This window comes from Enterobacter sp. YSU, assembly GCF_016082135.1.
Classification (GTDB): Bacteria; Pseudomonadota; Gammaproteobacteria; order Enterobacterales; family Enterobacteriaceae; genus Enterobacter; species Enterobacter hormaechei_C.
The window spans coordinates 3,568,044-3,585,695 of record NZ_CP059487.1 but is presented as its reverse complement, the minus strand read 5'-3'; the positions used below and the strand labels follow the sequence as shown (position 1 = coordinate 3,585,695).

Here is a 17,652-nt window from a genome sequence, read left to right as displayed (position 1 = left end):
CAGGTGGAGGGCGAAGGTCATGGCGCAGAACAGCGCGTTATCAACGCTGAAAGATCTGGCTGAAAAAGAAGTTGATGATGCCGCATTGCAGCTTGGCGCAATGCGACGCGGGTGCCAGCAGGCTGAAGAACAGTTGAAGATGTTAATCGACTATCAGCATGAATATCGCACCAACCTTAACACCGACATGGCGCAAGGCATTGGTAGCCAGCGCTGGATTAACTATCAGCAGTTTATCCAGACGCTGGAAAAGGCGATTGAGCAGCATCGCCAGCAGCTCAACCAGTGGACGCAAAAAGTCGATACCGCGCTGAATTTCTGGCGCGAGAAAAAACAGCGGTTGCAGGCTTGGCAAACCTTACAGGACCGACAGATTGCAGCCTCGACCCTGGCGGAAAACCGTCTGGATCAGAAAAAAATGGATGAGTTTGCCCAGCGCGCATCAATGAGGAAACCAGAATGATCACACTGCAACAACTGCTGATGACCGACAGCGACCCGTCCGGCGGCACGCTGACCGGGAAAGGCGCTGAGGGCGCGCAAGATTTTCTTTCTCTGCTGGCGGGCGCGCTGACCGAGACCACCGGCAAAGGCAAAGATGCCCCGCTGACGCTGGCGGATCTGAAAGCGGCGGGCAACAAGCTGTCGACAGCGGCAAAGGAAAAAAACGGTGATACCACGCTCCAGGCCAAAATCGCCGAACTGCTCTCCCGTCAGGAGACCCTGACTGGTGAAGATACCGCCGTCTCCCTGCAAAGCCTCGTCTCCGGCCTGAAACCCGCCGCGAATACGGATGCGCTGAAGACGCTGACCCAGCCGGAGGCGAAAACAAACAGCGAGACCACGACTGAAGAAGAGGAGTTGGCCGGGTTAAGCGCGCTGATGGCGATGTTACCGCACCAGCAGACCACCACCCCGGTAGCGACGCAGCCTGCGAGCACCGGGGAGATCGCCCCCCGAACTGCCCTCCCCTCTGCGCTAGCCCAGACGGACAACGGCCAGCATCAGCCGCTTAGCCATGCGTTAACGGGTCAGGAAAAAATGCCGGTTCAGGACAGCGACACATCGCTGCCCGCCACGGCAGCCGTTACGCCAGCCGTCGCCGCCGTCACGGAGAAGCAGGACGTAGCGAGCGCGGCGTCGTCTGCCGCCAGCCCAACCGCGACGCTGGCACCGATCGTAAGTCACCTGGCGCCTTCACAGCCTGCCGCTACCGTTGCGACAGCGCCGGTGTTAAGCCAGCCGCTGGGCACGCACGAATGGCAGCAGAATCTGAGCCAGCACATCACCCTGTTCACAAAGCAGGGACAGCAGACCGCAGAGCTGCGTCTGCACCCGGAGGATCTGGGTCAGGTGCAAATTTCGCTTAAGCTGGATGACAACCAGGCGCAGTTGCAGATGGTTTCGCCCCACAGCCACGTCCGCGCGGCGCTGGAAGCGGCCCTGCCGATCCTGCGCACGCAGCTTGCGGAAAACGGCATTCAGCTTTCCCAAAGTAGCGTCAGCAGCGAGGGCTTTGCCGGGCAACAGCAGTCCTCATCCGGGCAGCAACAGCACACTTCGCGTTCCGGCCAGCATGGCGGGTTTAACGATGAGAGTGAAGAGTTATTGCCTGCCCCTGCCGCCCTGCAATCCGCCGCGCGCGGCAGCCGTGCCGTAGACATCTTTGCCTAAACGCCAGAGGTAACGTGATTATCCCCGTCTTTTCCACGCTTTGACCTAAGCCGGACACGGGATAATCACCGTATTAAGCTGTACCGAAACAGGAAGCTCGTATCAGATGACAGACTCCGCTATCACCAAAAAAAGCAAGCGTTCCATCTGGATCCCGCTGCTGGTGTTGATTACCCTCGCGGCCTGCGCCACCGCAGGCTACAGTTACTGGCGTATGCAGCAGGAACCCTCCAGCGCGGCCGCCAAAGCTGAAGCGCCGCCTCCACCGGCGCCGGTCTTCTACCCGCTGGATACGTTCACCGTGAACCTGGGCGATGCGGATCGCGTGCTTTACGTGGGTATTACGCTGCGTCTGAAAGATGAAGCGACCCGTGCACGCCTGAACGACTACCTGCCAGAAGTGCGTAGCCGTCTGCTGCTGCTGTTTTCTCGTCAGGATGCCTCCGCGCTCGCCACCGATGTGGGCAAGCAAAAGCTGGTCGATGCCATTAAACAGACGCTGGCGACCCCGCTGGTAAACGGCCAACCTAAGCAGGAAGTCACTGACGTTCTGTATACAGCCTTCATTCTGCGGTAACGACATGGGCGACAGTATTCTTTCTCAGGCAGAAATCGATGCGCTGCTCAACGGCGACAGCGATAAAAGTGACGAACCGAAGCCGGGTCTGACCGGCGATGATAATATTCGTCCCTACGATCCCAATACCCAGCGTCGCGTGGTGCGCGAGCGTTTACAGGCGCTGGAGATCATCAACGAACGTTTCGCACGTCAGTTCCGTATGGGGTTGTTTAACCTGCTGCGTCGTAGCCCGGATATCACCGTCGGTGCGATCCGCATTCAGCCGTATCATGAGTTTGCCCGCAACCTGCCGGTGCCAACCAACCTTAACCTGATCCATCTGAAACCGCTGCGCGGTACCGGTCTGGTTGTGTTCTCGCCAAGCCTGGTGTTCATCGCGGTGGATAACCTGTTCGGTGGCGATGGCCGTTTCCCGACCAAAGTGGAAGGCCGCGAGTTTACCCATACCGAACAGCGTGTGATTAACCGCATGCTGAAGCTTGCGCTGGAATCCTACAGCGACGCGTGGAAAGCGATTAACCCGCTGGAAGTCGAGTACGTGCGTTCCGAGATGCAGGTGAAGTTTACCAACATCACCACCTCCCCGAATGACATCGTCGTGAACACCCCGTTCCACGTCGAGATCGGCAACCTGACGGGCGAGTTCAACATCTGCCTGCCGTTCAGCATGATTGAACCGCTGCGCGAACTGCTGGTGAACCCGCCGCTGGAGAACTCACGTCACGAAGATCAGAACTGGCGTGAAAACCTGGTGCGTCAGGTGCAGCATTCGCAGCTGGAGCTGGTAGCCAACTTCGCCGACATCTCCATGCGGTTATCGCAGATCCTGAAATTACAACCCGGCGACGTTTTGCCGATAGATAAACCTGACCGCATTATTGCCCATGTGGATGGCGTACCCGTGCTGACAAGCCAGTACGGCACGATTAACGGCCAGTATGCGTTACGCGTTGAGCACTTGATCAACCCGATTTTGAATTCGCTGAATGAGGAACAGCCCAAATGAGTGACATGAACAATCCGTCCGATGAAAACAGCGGAGCACTGGACGATCTGTGGGCTGACGCGTTAAACGAGCAGAAAACGACGCCGACGAAAAGCGCGGCAGACGCGGTCTTTCAGCAGTTAGGCGGCGGCGACGTCAGCGGCACGTTGCAGGACATCGACCTGATTATGGACATTCCGGTCAAGCTGACCGTTGAGCTGGGTCGCACCCGCATGACCATTAAAGAGCTGCTGCGCCTGACGCAGGGTTCCGTGGTGGCGCTTGACGGTTTAGCGGGTGAGCCGCTGGATATTCTGATCAACGGCTACCTGATTGCACAGGGCGAAGTAGTGGTGGTGGCCGATAAATACGGCGTACGTATCACCGACATCATTACCCCTTCCGAACGCATGCGTCGTCTGAGTCGTTAAGTATGAAAACCCAGGCAACACTGTCCGCGCCCTCCGCCGTACCCGGCTCACCGCTGCTCCAGGTGAGCGGCGCGCTGTTCGGTATTATTGCCTTTATCCTTATCGCCGCCTGGCTGGCAAAGCGTTTCGGTCTGGCGGGGAAAACGGCCGGTACCCGCGGGTTGAAGGTCAGCGCCAGCACCCCGCTAGGACCGCGCGAGCGCGTGGTCATTGTGGAGGTGGAAGATGCACGACTGGTGCTGGGCGTGACCGCCTCCAGCATTAACGTCCTTCACACGCTCCCCCCTGCGCCTGTCACGGTGGAGGCTAACGCCCAGGCCCCTGCGGATTTCCAGTCCGTAATGAAGAGTTTGCTCAAGCGTCCCGGGAGATCCTGATGCGCCGTTTGTTATTCCTTACGCTGACAGGCCTGGGCCTGTTCGCGCCCTCTGTGTATGCGCAACTGCCGGGGCTGGTTTCCACGCCGCTGGCGAACGGGGGACAAAGCTGGTCCCTGTCCGTGCAGACGCTGGTATTCATCACCTCGCTGACCTTTATTCCGGCGATCCTGCTAATGATGACCAGCTTCACCCGCATCATCATTGTGTTTGGCCTGCTGCGCAACGCGCTCGGCACGCCGTCCGCGCCGCCCAATCAGGTGCTGCTGGGTTTAGCCCTGTTCCTGACCTTTTTCATTATGTCGCCGGTGATCGACAAGATTTACACCGAGGCCTACCAGCCGTTCAGCGAAGATAAAATTTCCATGCAGGTTGCCCTGGAAAAGGGCGCGCAGCCATTACGTGAATTTATGCTTCGCCAGACGCGCGAAGCGGATCTGGCCCTGTTTGCCCGTCTCGCTAACACCGGTGAGTTACAGGGGCCGGAAGCGGTGCCGATGCGTATTCTGCTCCCGGCGTATGTGACCAGTGAGCTGAAAACGGCGTTCCAGATTGGCTTCACCATTTTCATTCCGTTCCTGATTATTGACCTGGTGATCGCCAGCGTCCTGATGGCGCTCGGGATGATGATGGTCCCACCCGCAACCATTGCCCTGCCCTTTAAGATCATGCTGTTCGTGCTGGTCGACGGCTGGCAGCTGCTGGTCAGCTCGCTGGCGCAGAGTTTCTACAGTTGAGGAGCGCGCAATGACGCCTGAGTCGGTCATGATGATGGGCACGGAGGCGATGAAAGTCGCGATTGCCGTCGCCGCGCCCCTGCTGCTGGTTGCGCTGGTCACCGGTCTGATTATCAGTATTCTCCAGGCCGCCACGCAGATTAACGAAATGACCCTGTCGTTCATCCCGAAGATCATTGCCGTCTTCGTGGCGATTATCGTTGCCGGGCCATGGATGCTCAATTTGCTGCTAGACTATATGCGCAACCTGTTCACCAATCTGCCTTACATCATCGGCTGACGGACGATGCTGCATTTCACCAGCGATCAGTTTGTTCAGTGGCTCGGGATCTATTTCTGGCCGATGCTGCGCATCATGGCGCTGATCTCCACCGCCCCCATACTCAGTGAAAAGTCGGTGCCTAAACGCGTCAAAATTGGGCTGGGCATCGTTATCACCATTATCGTTGCCCCTTCCCTGCCAGCCGTGGATATCCCGATCTTTTCCCCGAATGCGATCTGGATTGCCCTGCAACAGGTGATGATTGGCGTGGCGGTCGGGTTTACGATGCAGCTCGCCTTCGCCGCGGTACGAACGGCGGGCGAATTGATCGGTTTACAGATGGGCCTGTCTTTCGCGACGTTCGTTGACCCGGGCAGCCATCTGAATATGCCCGTGCTGGCGCGTATTATCGACCTGCTGGCGATGCTGTTGTTTCTCTCGTTCAACGGCCACCTGTGGCTCATCTCGATGCTGGTGGACACCTTCCACACGCTGCCGATTGGCGACAACCCGGTTAACAGCAACGCGTTTCTGGCGCTGGTGCGGGCTGCCGGGCTGATCTTCCTTAACGGGCTTATGCTGGCGCTGCCGATCATTACCCTGCTGCTCACCGTTAACCTCGCATTAGGTTTACTCAACCGAATGGCCCCGCAGCTGTCGGTATTCGTCATCGGCTTTCCGGTGACGTTGACGGTTGGCCTTTTATTAATGTCATTATTGATGCCACTTATCGCCCCCTTCTGCGAGCATTTATTCAGCGAGATATTCAATCTGTTAGCGGATATTGTCAGCGAACTTCCACGCAAATAATAACCCGCAGTGTTTGCAATGTTTTTCTGAGGATATTCCTAAAAATAATCTCGAAAAACATCTACCAGGATATATCTGACGCGGTTTAAATGTTTCTAACCACCTCACAATACTTAATATTTACTTTACTTTAAGATGATTCCTGGCAAATTATACGTAACTTTACGGGATAGTGAGTTCGCCTGAAAGTCTTTGTCATGCTCACAGGTTTTATTAGATTTTTTCCATCCCGTATGGCTGTTTATGAGCTCTCAGGCAGGTGGTGAATTATCGTTACGCATTGAGTGAGGGTATGCCATGTCAACGATCATTATGGATTTATGCAGCTACACCCGGCTAGGGTTAACCGGGTACTTAGCAAGCAGAGGGGTAAGAAAGAGAGACATCAACGATGCACACACCGTTGAAGAACTCGCAGCCGCTTGTGACGCCCACAAGCCCGGCGTGGTGTTTATTAATGAGGACTGTTTCATTCACGACCCCGCTAACAGTCAGCACATTAAGCAGATCATTAATCAGCATCCTAAGACCCTGTTTATTGTTTTTATGGCGATCGCCAATATTCATTTCGATGAGTATTTGTTGGTGCGTAAAAACTTATTAATCAGTTCGAAATCGATTAAACCAGAGTCGCTTGATGATATCCTGGGCGATTATTTGAATAAAGAAGTTAAGAATGTAGGGGCGATTAACTTACCCACCCTATCATTAAGCAGAACTGAATCAAGTATGCTAAGAATGTGGATGGCTGGACAAGGGACAATTCAGATCTCAGATCAGATGAATATCAAGGCAAAAACAGTATCGTCACACAAAGGAAATATTAAAAGGAAAATTAAAACGCATAATAAGCAAGTCATATACCATGTCGTACGCCTGACAGATAATGTGACGAATGGGATTTTCGTTAATATGCGCTAATTTGCACGGCCATGTTGTACCCTACCTTGATCTCTGGCCTGGCCAGAGATTTTGCTTTTCAGTAGCCGGAGCCGGGGAGAAGACACCCCGACGCCGCCCTATTCCGCCGTTTCCACAAAGATACCATCCGGGTGCCCCAGTTCGTTGAAGAACCAGATGCCGAGCGGGTAATCTTCCAGCGACACCAGATACATTGTGCCTTCATTAAACTCTTCTATTGCCAGCACCACGCCCGGGCGGCGCGGCCCACCGTCCGTTTTGACGGTTACCCGATCGTTGACCTTCATACATTCCTCCTGTGGTTTTGAGCCAGTGTAGAACAAATTGCATTGCCTGGCATCGCCACCTGGCGCGAATGGCGTTTTTGTGTGCGGTCTATACTTAACTGTTGAGACGATTAAATGAGGAACCCGCCATGAAGACCGACAAAGAGTACAGCGACACCATTAAGCGTGAGGTTGAAGTGGATGTCGATGCCCTGCTTGCCGCCATCAATGAAATCAGTGAGTCCGAAGTTCATCGCGCGGAGGATAATTCCGACCGTGTCGTGGTCAATGGTAGGGATTACCATACCTACCGTGAACTGGCTGAAGCATTCGAGCTGGATATCCATGACTTTAGCGTCTCGGAGACGAACCGCTAAGGCGAAAAAAATCCCGGTCATGGGGATGACCGGGATCAAACTTGCTTATGCAAGAAGCACTTGTAAATTCGTTACACCAGGAAATCTGATGCAGGTAAGACATTATCCCCAACGGAATAGTCTTACAAGCATATATTCTCTTAGCGAATATTATATTTTATACATGTGAATTTTGGTTATGAGTATAAACATGCGCCGCCTGTGGGTTTGTCGGGATCGTTTCCACTTCAACGGCGCGTCAATCCCTGTTTTTTTAAGATTTATCTTAGGTGAAATCATCACCCGGGAGACGTTATGCCTTCGTTTGAGGAGACTCTGCTTGTTTTTACCGACCTCGACGGCACGCTGTTGGATTTTCACACACTCGACTGGCAGCCTGCGGCCCCCTGGCTGGAAAAGTTAATGGATGAACAGGTACCGGTCATTCTGTGCAGCAGCAAAACCGCGTCCGAGATGGATGACATCCAGCAGGAGCTGGGGCTTGGCGGGTTGCCCTATATTGCGGAAAACGGCGCGGTGATCCAGCCTGACGTACGGTGGGAAAACGCCGCACGGTTCATCTCAGAAAAGAAGCATGACGATATCCGGCAGTGTATTGCCCGGGTACGCCAGGAGATGCATCTTAAATTCATCACCTTCGATGACGTGGATGAGCGCGTGGTCGCCGAATGGACTGGGCTGAGTCGTCCCCGCTCAGTGCTTGCGCGTAAACACGAGGCTTCCGTGACGCTGATCTGGCGTGACAGTGATGAACAAATGGAACGCTTTGCCGCCGAACTCGCCCGGCAGGGGCTGAAGATCGTCCAGGGAGCACGCTTCTGGCATATCCTGGACACCTGCTGCGGCAAAGACGCGGCGGTTCACTGGCTTGTGGACCAGTATCGCCTGCACGAGGGTTCCGAACCGACGACGCTGGGCCTGGGCGACGGCCCGAATGATGCCCCGCTGCTGGACAGCGTAGGCTTTGCCGTCGTGGTGAAAGGCTTCAACCGGGAGGGCGTCAGCCTTAAGAACAACGATCCCGCCCGGGTTTATCACACTCAGCACACCGGGCCGACCGGCTGGTGCGAGGGGCTTGATTACTTTTTGACGTGATCCTGCCAGATGACCCGGTTACGCCCGCGCTGTTTCGCCTCATACAGACGCGCATCGGCGGTGGATTGCAGATTTTCGAAGTGATAATTGCCCTTCTCCTGCGCGCCAGAGACGCCAAACGACGCACTTACGCGCAGGGTGGTACTTTTCTTAATCAGGATCTCTTTGCTGTCGATACGCTCGCGGATCTGCTCTGCGACTTCCGCCGCCTCTTCAAGCGTCATGCCCGGCAGCACCACACAGAACTCTTCGCCCCCGACGCGTCCGGCAATATCTTTAGTCCGGAGGGTGCTGGCAATCAGACCCGCGGCATGGGACAACACCTTATCACCCGCCTGATGCCCGAACCGATCATTGATGCTCTTGAAGCAATCAAGATCGATCTGAATGACCGAGAAAGGCAGCGACTGCTGTTCACACTGCTTCGCCAGCATTTTCGCCTGCTCGAACAGCGACCCACGATTATTCAGCCGGGTCAGAGGGTCGTGCCAGGCCTGCCATTGCAGCGAGTTCTGCATCGAATACATATTACTGACCATGCGCCGGATCACCAGCCATGAGATGAGCAGCATCGCGGTGAACAGCGCCCAAAGCAATGCCAGCACAATGCTGATGCTGCCGAAATCACCGCGCACCCCTTCATCCAGGGTGTGCACGCGCAGGACGATGCCATCAAAATGGTCGAGACGCTCCCAGCTCACAAAACGACTCCCCAGGCGAATGCCGCCTTCGGAATCCGATTCTATCGCGTGCGCTATCTGCGCTAATTCGCGCGCGTCAAAATGATTAACGTCCGCAGCAGGTGATTCAGACGTTGCAAGCTGAGTAAGCCGACTGTCATACAGTTGGTATTCCCCTTCCGGGTTATCGCCCACGGCTTCCACCAGCAGGCGACGCAGGGTGGCAAAGGTGAAATCCATCGCCACCACGCCATACCAGACGTGATTGTAATAAACCGGCACGCTGGCGGTGATCAGCGGCTTTTTGCCGACAAAGGTGGAAGGCGGCGAGATAAACCAGCGCACGGCACGCGCACGGTTTTCACGCTCGGACTGTTGGGTAAACCAGGGCTGAGTGACCAGATGGTAATAGCGCTGCACGATATCGCTGGAATTTCCCGGCGTGTCCGTTTCCAGAAAGAATCCGGCGCGAGAGACATAAATCACGCGCTCTTCGTTGCGGGAAGGGCTGGATGCCAGACGCAGCAAATACCCCACTTCAAGCGCGGCGGACAGTTCATTATCAAGGTAGTCATCATCACGGTTCAGAAGGGTCGTCTTTTCAACGAAGGCATCCGAAACACCGTTGATCGGTAACGTGCGCTGTTTATCAACCGCAATTTGCCAGCTGGGGGACGTGCGCAAATGCGCAAAACGCTTTACCGCATCATGCAGCACGCCAAACGCCAGCGGCGTTTCCAGGGCATCACGCATGCTGTGGCGAAAAAACAATAACTTATCGACGCTGAACTGAAGCTGTCTGTCCAGCGCACTGGCAACCGTTTCCAGATGGTTACGCTGGCTGGAGATATAAGCATCTTCCAGTACCACAACTTCGCGCCAGGTCAGGAGGGTGGAAAAGATCAGGACAACGATAAAACAGAAGTTAACAATCAAACGGGGATTGCTGCGCTTATGCAGCCACTGCAAAAAAGATTGTTTTACAACAAAGGTATCGTGCTGCACACACACTCCCTGATTGTCGCTCACCATCCGATATGATAAGTCTTCTGCCAGTAAAAACGCCCGGCAAGGCCGGGCGTTGTGTGATTAAGCCTTGTCGCGTTTTTGCCTTTTATTAGCAGGCTGAAGCTCGTCTTCGCGAAAAGCCTCCCGCTTAATGCCGTATCCATCATGCCACCGACACTCAACCATTCCGCTGGAATACCCGGTGACGATCATACCTGGACCACCATTTTTGGGCTTAACTTCATCACTGATCAAAAAGACCATACCTGCCTCCTGTATCAGGGTGAAACGTTTTCAATTTAGACGAGGAATGGTCTTTTTGCATCCGGGGTCAGCAATAATTAATGCGATTTCCCGCGTACTTTTTCAACCAGCTTAACAACGGCTACCACAATCAGACCGACGATAAAGCCCAGTACGAGGTTAAGCAGTGTGGGCAGGATCGCAGCAACTACCGTTCCCTGGCCTGACGCAAAATGTTCAATCATGTGATGCAGCGAAGCAACACCGTGCACGATAATTCCGCCACCGACCAGGAACATCGCCAGGGTTCCCACCACCGACAAGGTTTTCATCAGCCACGGCGCCAGCACCAGCAGGCTTTTCCCGATGCCGCGCGCTATTGCACTGGATTTTTTTTCCAGCCAGAAGCCGATATCGTCCAGCTTGACGATCAGCCCGACCAGGCCATAAACCCCTATCGTCACGAGGATCGCAATGCCGGACAGGATCAGCACCTGGTTCATCAGAGGGGCATCTGAGACGATCCCCAGCGTAATCGCCACAATCTCGGCCGAGAGGATAAAGTCCGTGCGGATCGCGCCTTTGACCTTATCGCGTTCAAACGTTTTTGGATCCTGTGCGGCCAGCGCTTCCAGACGCTGCTGGCGCATTTCCGGGGTGTCTTTCTCTTTGCGTGCAGCGAACATATGCAACACTTTTTCGGCACCCTCGAAGCACAGGAACGCCCCGCCAATCATCAGCAGGGGCGTAATGGCCCAGGGTATAAAGGCGCTAATCAGCAGCGCCAGCGGAACGAGGATCACCTTGTTAATAAAGGACCCTTTCGCAACGCCCCACACCACCGGCAACTCACGGTTCGCCCGCACGCCGCTGACCTGCTGCGCGTTAAGCGACAAATCATCTCCCAGTACCCCGGCGGTCTTTTTCGCCGCCAGTTTTCCCATAACCGAAATGTCATCCAGCAACGTGGCGATGTCGTCCAGTAATGTTAATAAGCTACTTCCTGCCAAAATCTCTTTCCTTCTTTTTTTGCTAATTAAGTGAATAGTATGGAACAAAACTCACCGCCCGGAAACTGGCACCTCGCGTCAACAAAAATTTCACATCAACAACACAATTAAAGCACTCGCCAGGCTGATAGTTTTGGCGTTAACTATGAGCGAACTTTTTATTTCGTCGTGAGGGACTATGCGTTTCCGGCATTTATTACCGCTCATTGGAGCACTCTTTTCCCTGTATATCATCTGGGGGTCCACCTATTTTGTCATTCGTATAGGCGTGGAAAGCTGGCCCCCGCTGATGATGGCCGGTATTCGTTTCCTTACGGCCGGCGTGCTGCTGATGGCGTTTTTATTGCTGCGCGGCCACAGACTACCGCCGCGGCGTCCCCTGCTTAACGCCGCCCTGATTGGCCTGCTGCTGCTGGCGGTGGGCAATGGCGCGGTAACCGTCGCCGAACACCAGAACGTGCCGTCGGGCATCGCCGCAGTGGTCGTCGCAACCGTGCCGCTGTTTACGCTCTGCTTTAGTCGCCTCTTCGGGATCCGCACCCGTAAGCTCGAATGGCTGGGCATCGCGATTGGGCTTGTGGGTATCATCCTGCTGAACAGCGGCGGTAACCTGAGCGGGAACCCCTGGGCTGCCGTTCTGATCATGATCGGCTCCATGAGCTGGGCCTTCGGCTCGGTCTACGGTTCACGCATCGAGCTGCCCTCCGGGATGATGGCAGGTGCGATTGAGATGCTCGCGGCGGGCATTGTGCTGCTGATGGCCTCCGCGTTGACGGGTGAAAAACTGACGGCGATGCCAGACCTTTCAGGTTTCCTGGCCGTCGGGTATCTGGCGCTGTTTGGCTCGATTATCGCCATCAACGCCTATATGTACCTGATCCGCAACGTCTCACCGGCGGTTGCCACCAGCTACGCCTACGTTAACCCGGTGGTTGCCGTGCTGCTGGGTACCGGTTTTGCGGGCGAAGTGCTGTCGACGATTGAATGGCTGGCGCTGGGTGTGATTGTCTTTGCCGTGGTACTGGTCACGCTGGGTAAATATTTGCTGCCCGCGAAACCGATTGTCACGAGGTGTGAGGTGGAGAAACCGTGATCGGGTGAATGCCCTGGGTATCGATCTGCGCGGCCTGACCGCCGCCGCAGATCCACTCTTCCAGCCGCTCCGTCAGTTCCACGTCATTGAGCTTCATTCTTCCGCGCAGCGCGCACTCCCAGACAATCAGCACCCGCCAGCCCTGAGCGTAAAGCTGAGAAACATCGCGTTTATCACGCTCGACGTTTCTGCCAATCTTCTCCAGCCAGAAGTCGGTGCGTGTCGCCGGGACTTTAAACAGATAGCAGTCGTGATGATGCCAGAAACAGCCGTGGGTAAAGATGATGCACTGGTACGCGTCGATGACGAAATCAGGACGCCCGGCAAGCGTGGCATCCTGAACCCTGAATTCAAACCCGGCGGCGGTCAGAAGGCCCGCGATCCGTTTTTCAATCGCGGTATCACGCGTGCCGATGGCACGCATGTTTTTACTGCGCGTGGCCTTATTGTGAACGTCCGCCATTGACGGCCTCGCTCTGACGAAGCTGAACGGCCTTGCTAATGCGTGAGGCCAGCAGTTTAGCTACCGCGGCAAAGGCGGGCACCACCACCGAGTTGCCAAACTGACGATAGGCCTGGGTATCTGATACCGGGATGCGAAAACTGTAGCCCTGCGGCGTCTCAAAGCCCATTAAGCGGGCGCACTCGCGCGGCGTTAAGCGCCGCGGTCGGTGCTGTTGGTTCTGGGGATCGTCAAAATCTTTTTCGCCCAGCGCCTTATCCCAGCCGCGATCGATAAGAATTTCCGCACCATCTTTGTAATAGCGCGCCGACAGCGTACGCGTCACGCTGTCAGGATTAAGCGGATTGACCATGCCAAACCCAAAGCCATTGCCTTTGGCCTGATGCTTTTTGGCATAGCGATAGAGGTATTTCCACAGCACCGGGGTCAGAATGAATTTCGCATCGACGGCGGGCTCCAGCAGATCGGCCACCGTCGGGCGGCGCGCCGGATACAGCGAGGGCAAATCACGCAGCGTAAAATCGCCTTTAAGATTGAGATCGCGGCGGAAGCCCACCAGCACGATGCGTTCGCGGTGCTGCGGCAGGAAGTGTTTGCCGTCGATAATTTTCGGATCGTCCGGCCCCATGTCCTCTGCATCCGCCACGTCATAACCCAGTTCATCCAGCGTTTGCATGATAATGCGGAAGGTTTTGCCGCCGTCATGACTCTTTAAATTCTTGACGTTCTCCAGCACAAAAATTGCCGGGCGGCGGGCATCAATGATCCGGGCAACATCAAAGAACAGTGTGCCCTGCGTATCGCAGGCAAAGCCGTGTGCGCGTCCCAGCGCGTTCTTCTTCGACACGCCAGCCAGCGAGAACGGCTGACACGGAAAGCCCGCCAGCAGCACATCGTGAGCCGGAATGGTATTGCGAATGTGTTCGGCGGCCTCTTCATCGCTGACGCCGGTTTTGTGGCTCAGCGTGACATCCCGAATATCCGCGTTGAACTGGTGCGCGTCGGGATCGCAATACCAGTTGGCTTTATAGGTACGGACGGCATGTTTGTTCCATTCACTGGTGAATACACACTGCCCGCCAATAGCTTCAAAGCCATGGCGAATGCCGCCGATACCGGCAAAGAGATCGATAAAGCGAAAGGCATAATTTGGATGCGCAGCAGGAGGACGCGGCAGCAAATTTTGTAGATAGCGGAACTCACCGTCGCTCAGGCGGTGCCCTGCCCTGTCGCTTATCAGCAGCCGCTTGAGTATCGCCGGGCTCCAGTGGCTCTCGCCATGGGCCACCAGCTGGTTTGCCAGCGTTTTAGCATCATACATTTCCAGCAGCTGACGCAGGAGTGCCTGCACGGCTGCCGTTGATTTCTCAACCCGCTCAGGCGCGGGCACAGTCACTGATCGATTTTCCTGCATTCTCTTAACCGGACAATAAAGACAGAAAACAGAGTACCACAGTTCAGGATCGCACACTGCGACGGAAATGGGTCAATATCTGGCTGTCGGTTCCGAGGTAATCGCCCTGTAATTCGGCACTCAGCTTCGCCATAAACTGGATCAGAAAATCGGCATTGTGACGCGCAAGTTCGCGCCCCCGCGCGGTTTGCATGGTGTCAGGCAGGCGCAGGAGTTTGGTCTGAAAGTGGTCGAGCGCGAAGGCTTTATCATCCAACTCTCGTGTTCCGGCGAACGGGTCGTCGGCATCAAACAGCGCGGCGCCCAGCGTACCGGAGACGGCAAAGACGCGCGCCAGGCCGATAGCGCCTAACGCCTCCAGCCGGTCGGCATCCTGCACAATTTTGGCCTCCAGGCTTTGCGGCGCGATACCGGCACTGAAGCTGTGCGCTTCAATAGCATGCTCAACGGCTGCATAACGATCCGGCGGAAAATCAGGAAAGTCGCGACTGAGGATCTCGCGCGTTTTTCGCGCTGCCAGCCGCGAGGAGTGGCTACGTTCCGGGTGATTTTTCGGCAGGCTGACAATGTCATGGAAGTAGCATGCGGTCAGCACAACCAGCGGATCGCTATCCTCGTCAGCCATAATACCCTGCGCCGTCATCCAGACGCGGTGAAAATGGGCGATATCGTGCGCCGCATCATCAGTAAAATGATTTTCGTCGAGCCAGCGCTCAAAACGGTGTTGCCACTGCGCAAGTTCCATCATCCTGTCCTGTTGCTCAAAAGTGAGTGAATTATAATACACCCGAATTAAAATCCTTTATAAATAGAATTACGAAATACTTAATAATAATTACCCGCTATATTTTCAATGAATTAATTCATATGAAAAATAAAGAGATAAAAAGAAATATTTTGTAATATTTTTACCACTTTAATTACATTTATTTTTGAACCTAAATAATAATCCATAGAATAGTATCAGCCATGTAGTTACGGAGGGTAATTACATATATTCAGACAATTTATATTTAAAGGGAATATATAATGAAAAGAAAAGTTCTGGCAATTCTCGTACCCGCGTTATTAATGGCTGGCGCAGTAAATGCGGCGGAAATGTATAACAAGAATGGCAACAAAGTTGACCTGTACGGTAAGGTTGATGCGCGTCATACCTTCTCCGACAACCCTGGCGACGACGGCGATGAAACCTATGTACAGGTGGGTTTCAAAGGCGAAACGCAGATCACGAACGACCTGACAGGCTATGGCCAGTGGGAATATAAAACCTACGCTAACGACACCGAAGGCGCAGGGGATAAATCTTTCAACCGTCTGGCATTCGCTGGCCTGAAATATGGCGACTACGGCTCATTTGATTACGGCCGTAATTACGGCGTCGTGTATGACGTTGAAGCCTGGACCGATATGCTGCCGGTATTTGGTGGAGATTCTTACACCTGGACGGATAACTATATGGTTGGCCGTACTAACGGTGTGGCGACCTACCGTAACAATGATTTCTTTGGTCTGGTCGACGGCCTGAACTTTGCGCTGCAATATCAGGGAAATAATGAAGGTGGACCAAACGAAAATCAGGAAGGCACCAAAAACGGCCATGATGACGTTCGTTTCCAGAACGGCGACGGCTTCGGTATGTCTACCACCTATGACTTCGATTTCGGCCTGACGCTGGGTGCGGCTTATTCTTCCTCTGACCGTACTAACGACCAGGTCGCTTACGGCGCTGGCACCTATAACCGCTTCAGCAAATATGCTGGCGGTGAACGTGCGGAAGCGTGGACAATCGGTGCTAAATACGATGCTAATGATGTCTACCTGGCCATGATGTATGCGGAAACCCGTAACATGACTCCGTACGGCAACGATGGCATCGCCAACAAAACTCAGAACTTTGAAGCCGTAGCGCAGTACCAGTTTGACTTCGGTCTGCGTCCATCCCTGGCGTGGGTCTATTCTAAAGGCATCGATTTGGGCGGTAACGATTATCACCCAGGCAATGGCTATGACTATGTAGACCAGGATCTGGTTAACTACATCGACGTGGGCATGACCTACAGCTTCAACAAAAACTTCTCCACCTACGTTGATTATAAAATCAACCTGCTGGACGAAGATGATGCCTTCTACAATGACAACGGTATTGCTACCGATGACATCGTTGGCGTAGGCATGACCTACCAGTTCTAATCCCCATCAATATTAAAGCCCGCGATGCGGGCTTTTTTTATTTGACGCTGAAATGTTATGGCGCTTCCTGCAAGGCCAGGCGAACAAACCCGTTATTCTGCGCCAGCAATTCGTGCGCTTTCCAGGCATCCAGCCCCGTCAGCACCATCAGTACTGCCGTTTTGCACTGGTGGTTACAGCTTTCCAGCGCGGCCTTCGCCTGCGCCCGGCTACATCCCCCCGCTTCCATCACAATGGCAATTTGTCGTTCGGCCCATCTGGTGTTGCTTGCCTCCAGATCAACGCGCAGGTTGCTGTACACCCGTCCGGAACGTACCGCCAGACCGGTGGTGATCATATGCAGGATCATGCTTTGCGCAATGCCTGCTTTAGCGTTGGTATACCCGGCCACCACATCCGCGCCCAGATCGGGAGCAATGACCATGCTCGCCAGCTGCGCCGCTTCACTTTGCGCATCCTCCGTAATGATCGCAACCGTTGAGCCCAGAGACCACGCATGACGCATCGCGCCCCATACCCATGGGGTTTTGCCGCTGACGGACAGCGCCAGCATCATGTCATGCTCGCCAAATTCTATCGTCTGAAGGTCGGCAACGCCGCGCGCATAGCTACCGGCGTGATCGCCTGCTGTCATCGCAATGACGGGATGTTTTCCCGGGGCAAACGCTTCTGCCGCCTGTTCAGCCACGCGTCCGGACGCGCCCGCGCCGGTCAGTACCAGACGTCCGCCGTGGCTAAGCGTCGCCGCCGCGTTATCCACCACGCGGGCCAGCATACTTAAGTGAGGGGTAAGTGCAGAAGAGATTTGCGCGTCATCCTGGTGTATGACGTTAAGCATATCCAGCGTCGATAATCTGTCGATGTTCGTGGTGCTGGCGTGCCGTCTTTCCCTGGCCGTACCGGTAAGCATAATGCTCATAAACTGCCTCCTTATTATGAGTACCCTCACACTATAAAGTGTTTTATATAGGTCACCTGAGAGGAGGCTCACGAAACGCCTCTCTTTACATGGCTTTATGAAACGCCCGTCATC

At 54.7% G+C, this 17,652-nt stretch carries 21 protein-coding genes and 1 pseudogene; 14 read left to right on the top strand and 8 right to left on the bottom strand.

Features of this window, described 5'->3' with window-relative positions:
- The first annotated feature begins 19 nt into the window (after positions 1–19).
- The 10 genes and pseudogenes from fliJ (at position 20) to rcsA (ending at position 6,777) form a co-directional block, all read left to right on the top strand.
- Positions 20–463, top strand: a complete 444-nt coding sequence (gene fliJ / locus H2Z33_RS17240) for a flagellar export protein FliJ (RefSeq protein ID WP_017383343.1) — start codon at positions 20–22, stop codon at positions 461–463.
- On the top strand, positions 460–1,674 hold the full coding sequence (gene fliK, locus H2Z33_RS17235; protein ID WP_047740851.1) for a flagellar hook length control protein FliK: 1,215 nt from the start codon (positions 460–462) through the stop codon (positions 1,672–1,674). The genes fliJ and fliK overlap by 4 nt, the downstream gene beginning before the upstream one ends.
- A 106-nt stretch (positions 1,675–1,780) precedes the next feature.
- Complete coding sequence (gene fliL / locus H2Z33_RS17230) at positions 1,781–2,251, top strand: flagellar basal body-associated protein FliL (RefSeq protein WP_003859598.1); 471 nt, start codon at positions 1,781–1,783, stop codon at positions 2,249–2,251.
- A 4-nt stretch (positions 2,252–2,255) separates the two neighbouring features.
- Positions 2,256–3,260, top strand: coding sequence for a flagellar motor switch protein FliM (gene fliM, locus H2Z33_RS17225; protein ID WP_003859594.1), 1,005 nt, complete (start codon positions 2,256–2,258; stop codon positions 3,258–3,260).
- Positions 3,257–3,670, top strand: a complete 414-nt coding sequence (gene fliN, locus H2Z33_RS17220) for a flagellar motor switch protein FliN (protein WP_003859592.1) — start codon at positions 3,257–3,259, stop codon at positions 3,668–3,670. The genes fliM and fliN overlap by 4 nt, the downstream gene beginning before the upstream one ends.
- A 2-nt stretch (positions 3,671–3,672) precedes the next feature.
- On the top strand, positions 3,673–4,047 hold the full coding sequence (fliO, locus tag H2Z33_RS17215; RefSeq protein WP_015572438.1) for a flagellar biosynthetic protein FliO: 375 nt from the start codon (positions 3,673–3,675) through the stop codon (positions 4,045–4,047).
- Complete coding sequence (gene fliP, locus H2Z33_RS17210) at positions 4,047–4,784, top strand: flagellar type III secretion system pore protein FliP (RefSeq protein WP_015572437.1); 738 nt, start codon at positions 4,047–4,049, stop codon at positions 4,782–4,784. The genes fliO and fliP overlap by 1 nt, the downstream gene beginning before the upstream one ends.
- 10 nt (positions 4,785–4,794) lie before the next feature.
- A complete protein-coding gene (gene fliQ / locus H2Z33_RS17205) occupies positions 4,795–5,064 on the top strand; it encodes a flagellar biosynthesis protein FliQ (protein WP_003859587.1) in 270 nt (89 codons plus the stop codon).
- A 6-nt stretch (positions 5,065–5,070) separates the two neighbouring features.
- Positions 5,071–5,863 (top strand): annotated as a pseudogene (gene fliR, locus H2Z33_RS17200) (flagellar biosynthetic protein FliR); the annotation flags it as partial.
- A 290-nt stretch (positions 5,864–6,153) separates the two neighbouring features.
- Positions 6,154–6,777, top strand: coding sequence for a transcriptional regulator RcsA (rcsA, locus tag H2Z33_RS17195; RefSeq protein ID WP_003859584.1), 624 nt, complete (start codon positions 6,154–6,156; stop codon positions 6,775–6,777).
- Positions 6,778–6,875: 98 nt separating this feature from the next.
- Here the strand turns inward: rcsA and dsrB are convergent, their stop codons facing one another.
- Positions 6,876–7,064: a protein DsrB gene (gene dsrB, locus H2Z33_RS17190; protein ID WP_003859583.1), complete on the bottom strand. Its 189-nt coding sequence runs from the start codon at positions 7,062–7,064 to the stop codon at positions 6,876–6,878.
- A 128-nt stretch (positions 7,065–7,192) separates the two neighbouring features.
- On the opposite strand from dsrB, the gene yodD reads away from it, so the two are divergent.
- Both yodD and H2Z33_RS17180 read left to right on the top strand, forming a co-directional pair.
- The gene (gene yodD, locus H2Z33_RS17185) at positions 7,193–7,420 is read left to right on the top strand and encodes a YodD family peroxide/acid resistance protein (RefSeq protein ID WP_017383339.1); all 228 of its coding nucleotides are present in this window, start codon (positions 7,193–7,195) and stop codon (positions 7,418–7,420) included.
- A gap of 294 nt (positions 7,421–7,714) precedes the next feature.
- The gene (locus H2Z33_RS17180) at positions 7,715–8,515 is read left to right on the top strand and encodes a mannosyl-3-phosphoglycerate phosphatase-related protein (protein WP_062934153.1); all 801 of its coding nucleotides are present in this window, start codon (positions 7,715–7,717) and stop codon (positions 8,513–8,515) included.
- On the opposite strand, the gene dgcQ is transcribed toward H2Z33_RS17180, so the two are convergent.
- The 3 genes from dgcQ to H2Z33_RS17165 form a co-directional block, all read right to left on the bottom strand.
- Entirely contained in the window at positions 8,500–10,200 is a 1,701-nt protein-coding gene (dgcQ, locus tag H2Z33_RS17175) for a cellulose biosynthesis regulator diguanylate cyclase DgcQ (protein WP_063135189.1), read from the bottom strand. The genes H2Z33_RS17180 and dgcQ overlap by 16 nt on opposite strands.
- Positions 10,201–10,284: 84 nt before the next feature.
- Positions 10,285–10,467 (bottom strand): YodC family protein, encoded by a 183-nt coding sequence (locus H2Z33_RS17170; protein WP_003859574.1) that lies wholly within the window; start codon positions 10,465–10,467, stop codon positions 10,285–10,287.
- A gap of 77 nt (positions 10,468–10,544) precedes the next feature.
- Positions 10,545–11,456 (bottom strand): DUF808 domain-containing protein, encoded by a 912-nt coding sequence (locus H2Z33_RS17165; RefSeq protein ID WP_063135190.1) that lies wholly within the window; start codon positions 11,454–11,456, stop codon positions 10,545–10,547.
- 178 nt (positions 11,457–11,634) lie between these two features.
- Here H2Z33_RS17165 and yedA point away from each other — a divergent pair, with 178 nt between their 5' ends.
- Complete coding sequence (gene yedA / locus H2Z33_RS17160) at positions 11,635–12,549, top strand: drug/metabolite exporter YedA (RefSeq protein WP_015572432.1); 915 nt, start codon at positions 11,635–11,637, stop codon at positions 12,547–12,549.
- Here yedA and H2Z33_RS17155 read toward each other — a convergent pair.
- The 3 genes from H2Z33_RS17155 to H2Z33_RS17145 are packed head-to-tail and all read right to left on the bottom strand — an operon-like array spanning position 12,521 to position 15,171.
- A complete protein-coding gene (locus H2Z33_RS17155) occupies positions 12,521–13,012 on the bottom strand; it encodes a very short patch repair endonuclease (protein ID WP_017383335.1) in 492 nt (163 codons plus the stop codon). The two genes, yedA and H2Z33_RS17155, sit on opposite strands and share 29 nt — an antisense overlap.
- Positions 12,993–14,426 carry a DNA cytosine methyltransferase gene (locus H2Z33_RS17150; RefSeq protein ID WP_094058366.1) on the bottom strand — a complete coding sequence of 478 codons (1,434 nt, stop codon included), beginning with the start codon at positions 14,424–14,426 and terminating at the stop codon, positions 12,993–12,995. The genes H2Z33_RS17155 and H2Z33_RS17150 overlap by 20 nt, the downstream gene beginning before the upstream one ends.
- A gap of 43 nt (positions 14,427–14,469) precedes the next feature.
- A complete protein-coding gene (locus tag H2Z33_RS17145; RefSeq protein WP_063135191.1) occupies positions 14,470–15,171 on the bottom strand; it encodes a phosphohydrolase in 702 nt (233 codons plus the stop codon).
- A 284-nt stretch (positions 15,172–15,455) separates the two neighbouring features.
- Here H2Z33_RS17145 and ompC point away from each other — a divergent pair, with 284 nt between their 5' ends.
- Positions 15,456–16,619, top strand: a complete 1,164-nt coding sequence (gene ompC, locus H2Z33_RS17140) for a porin OmpC (RefSeq protein WP_033486932.1) — start codon at positions 15,456–15,458, stop codon at positions 16,617–16,619.
- Between the two features lie 55 nt (positions 16,620–16,674).
- On the opposite strand, the gene H2Z33_RS17135 is transcribed toward ompC, so the two are convergent.
- Complete coding sequence (locus H2Z33_RS17135; RefSeq protein ID WP_032671692.1) at positions 16,675–17,538, bottom strand: N-acetylmuramic acid 6-phosphate etherase; 864 nt, start codon at positions 17,536–17,538, stop codon at positions 16,675–16,677.
- Positions 17,539–17,652: the final 114 nt, after the last annotated feature.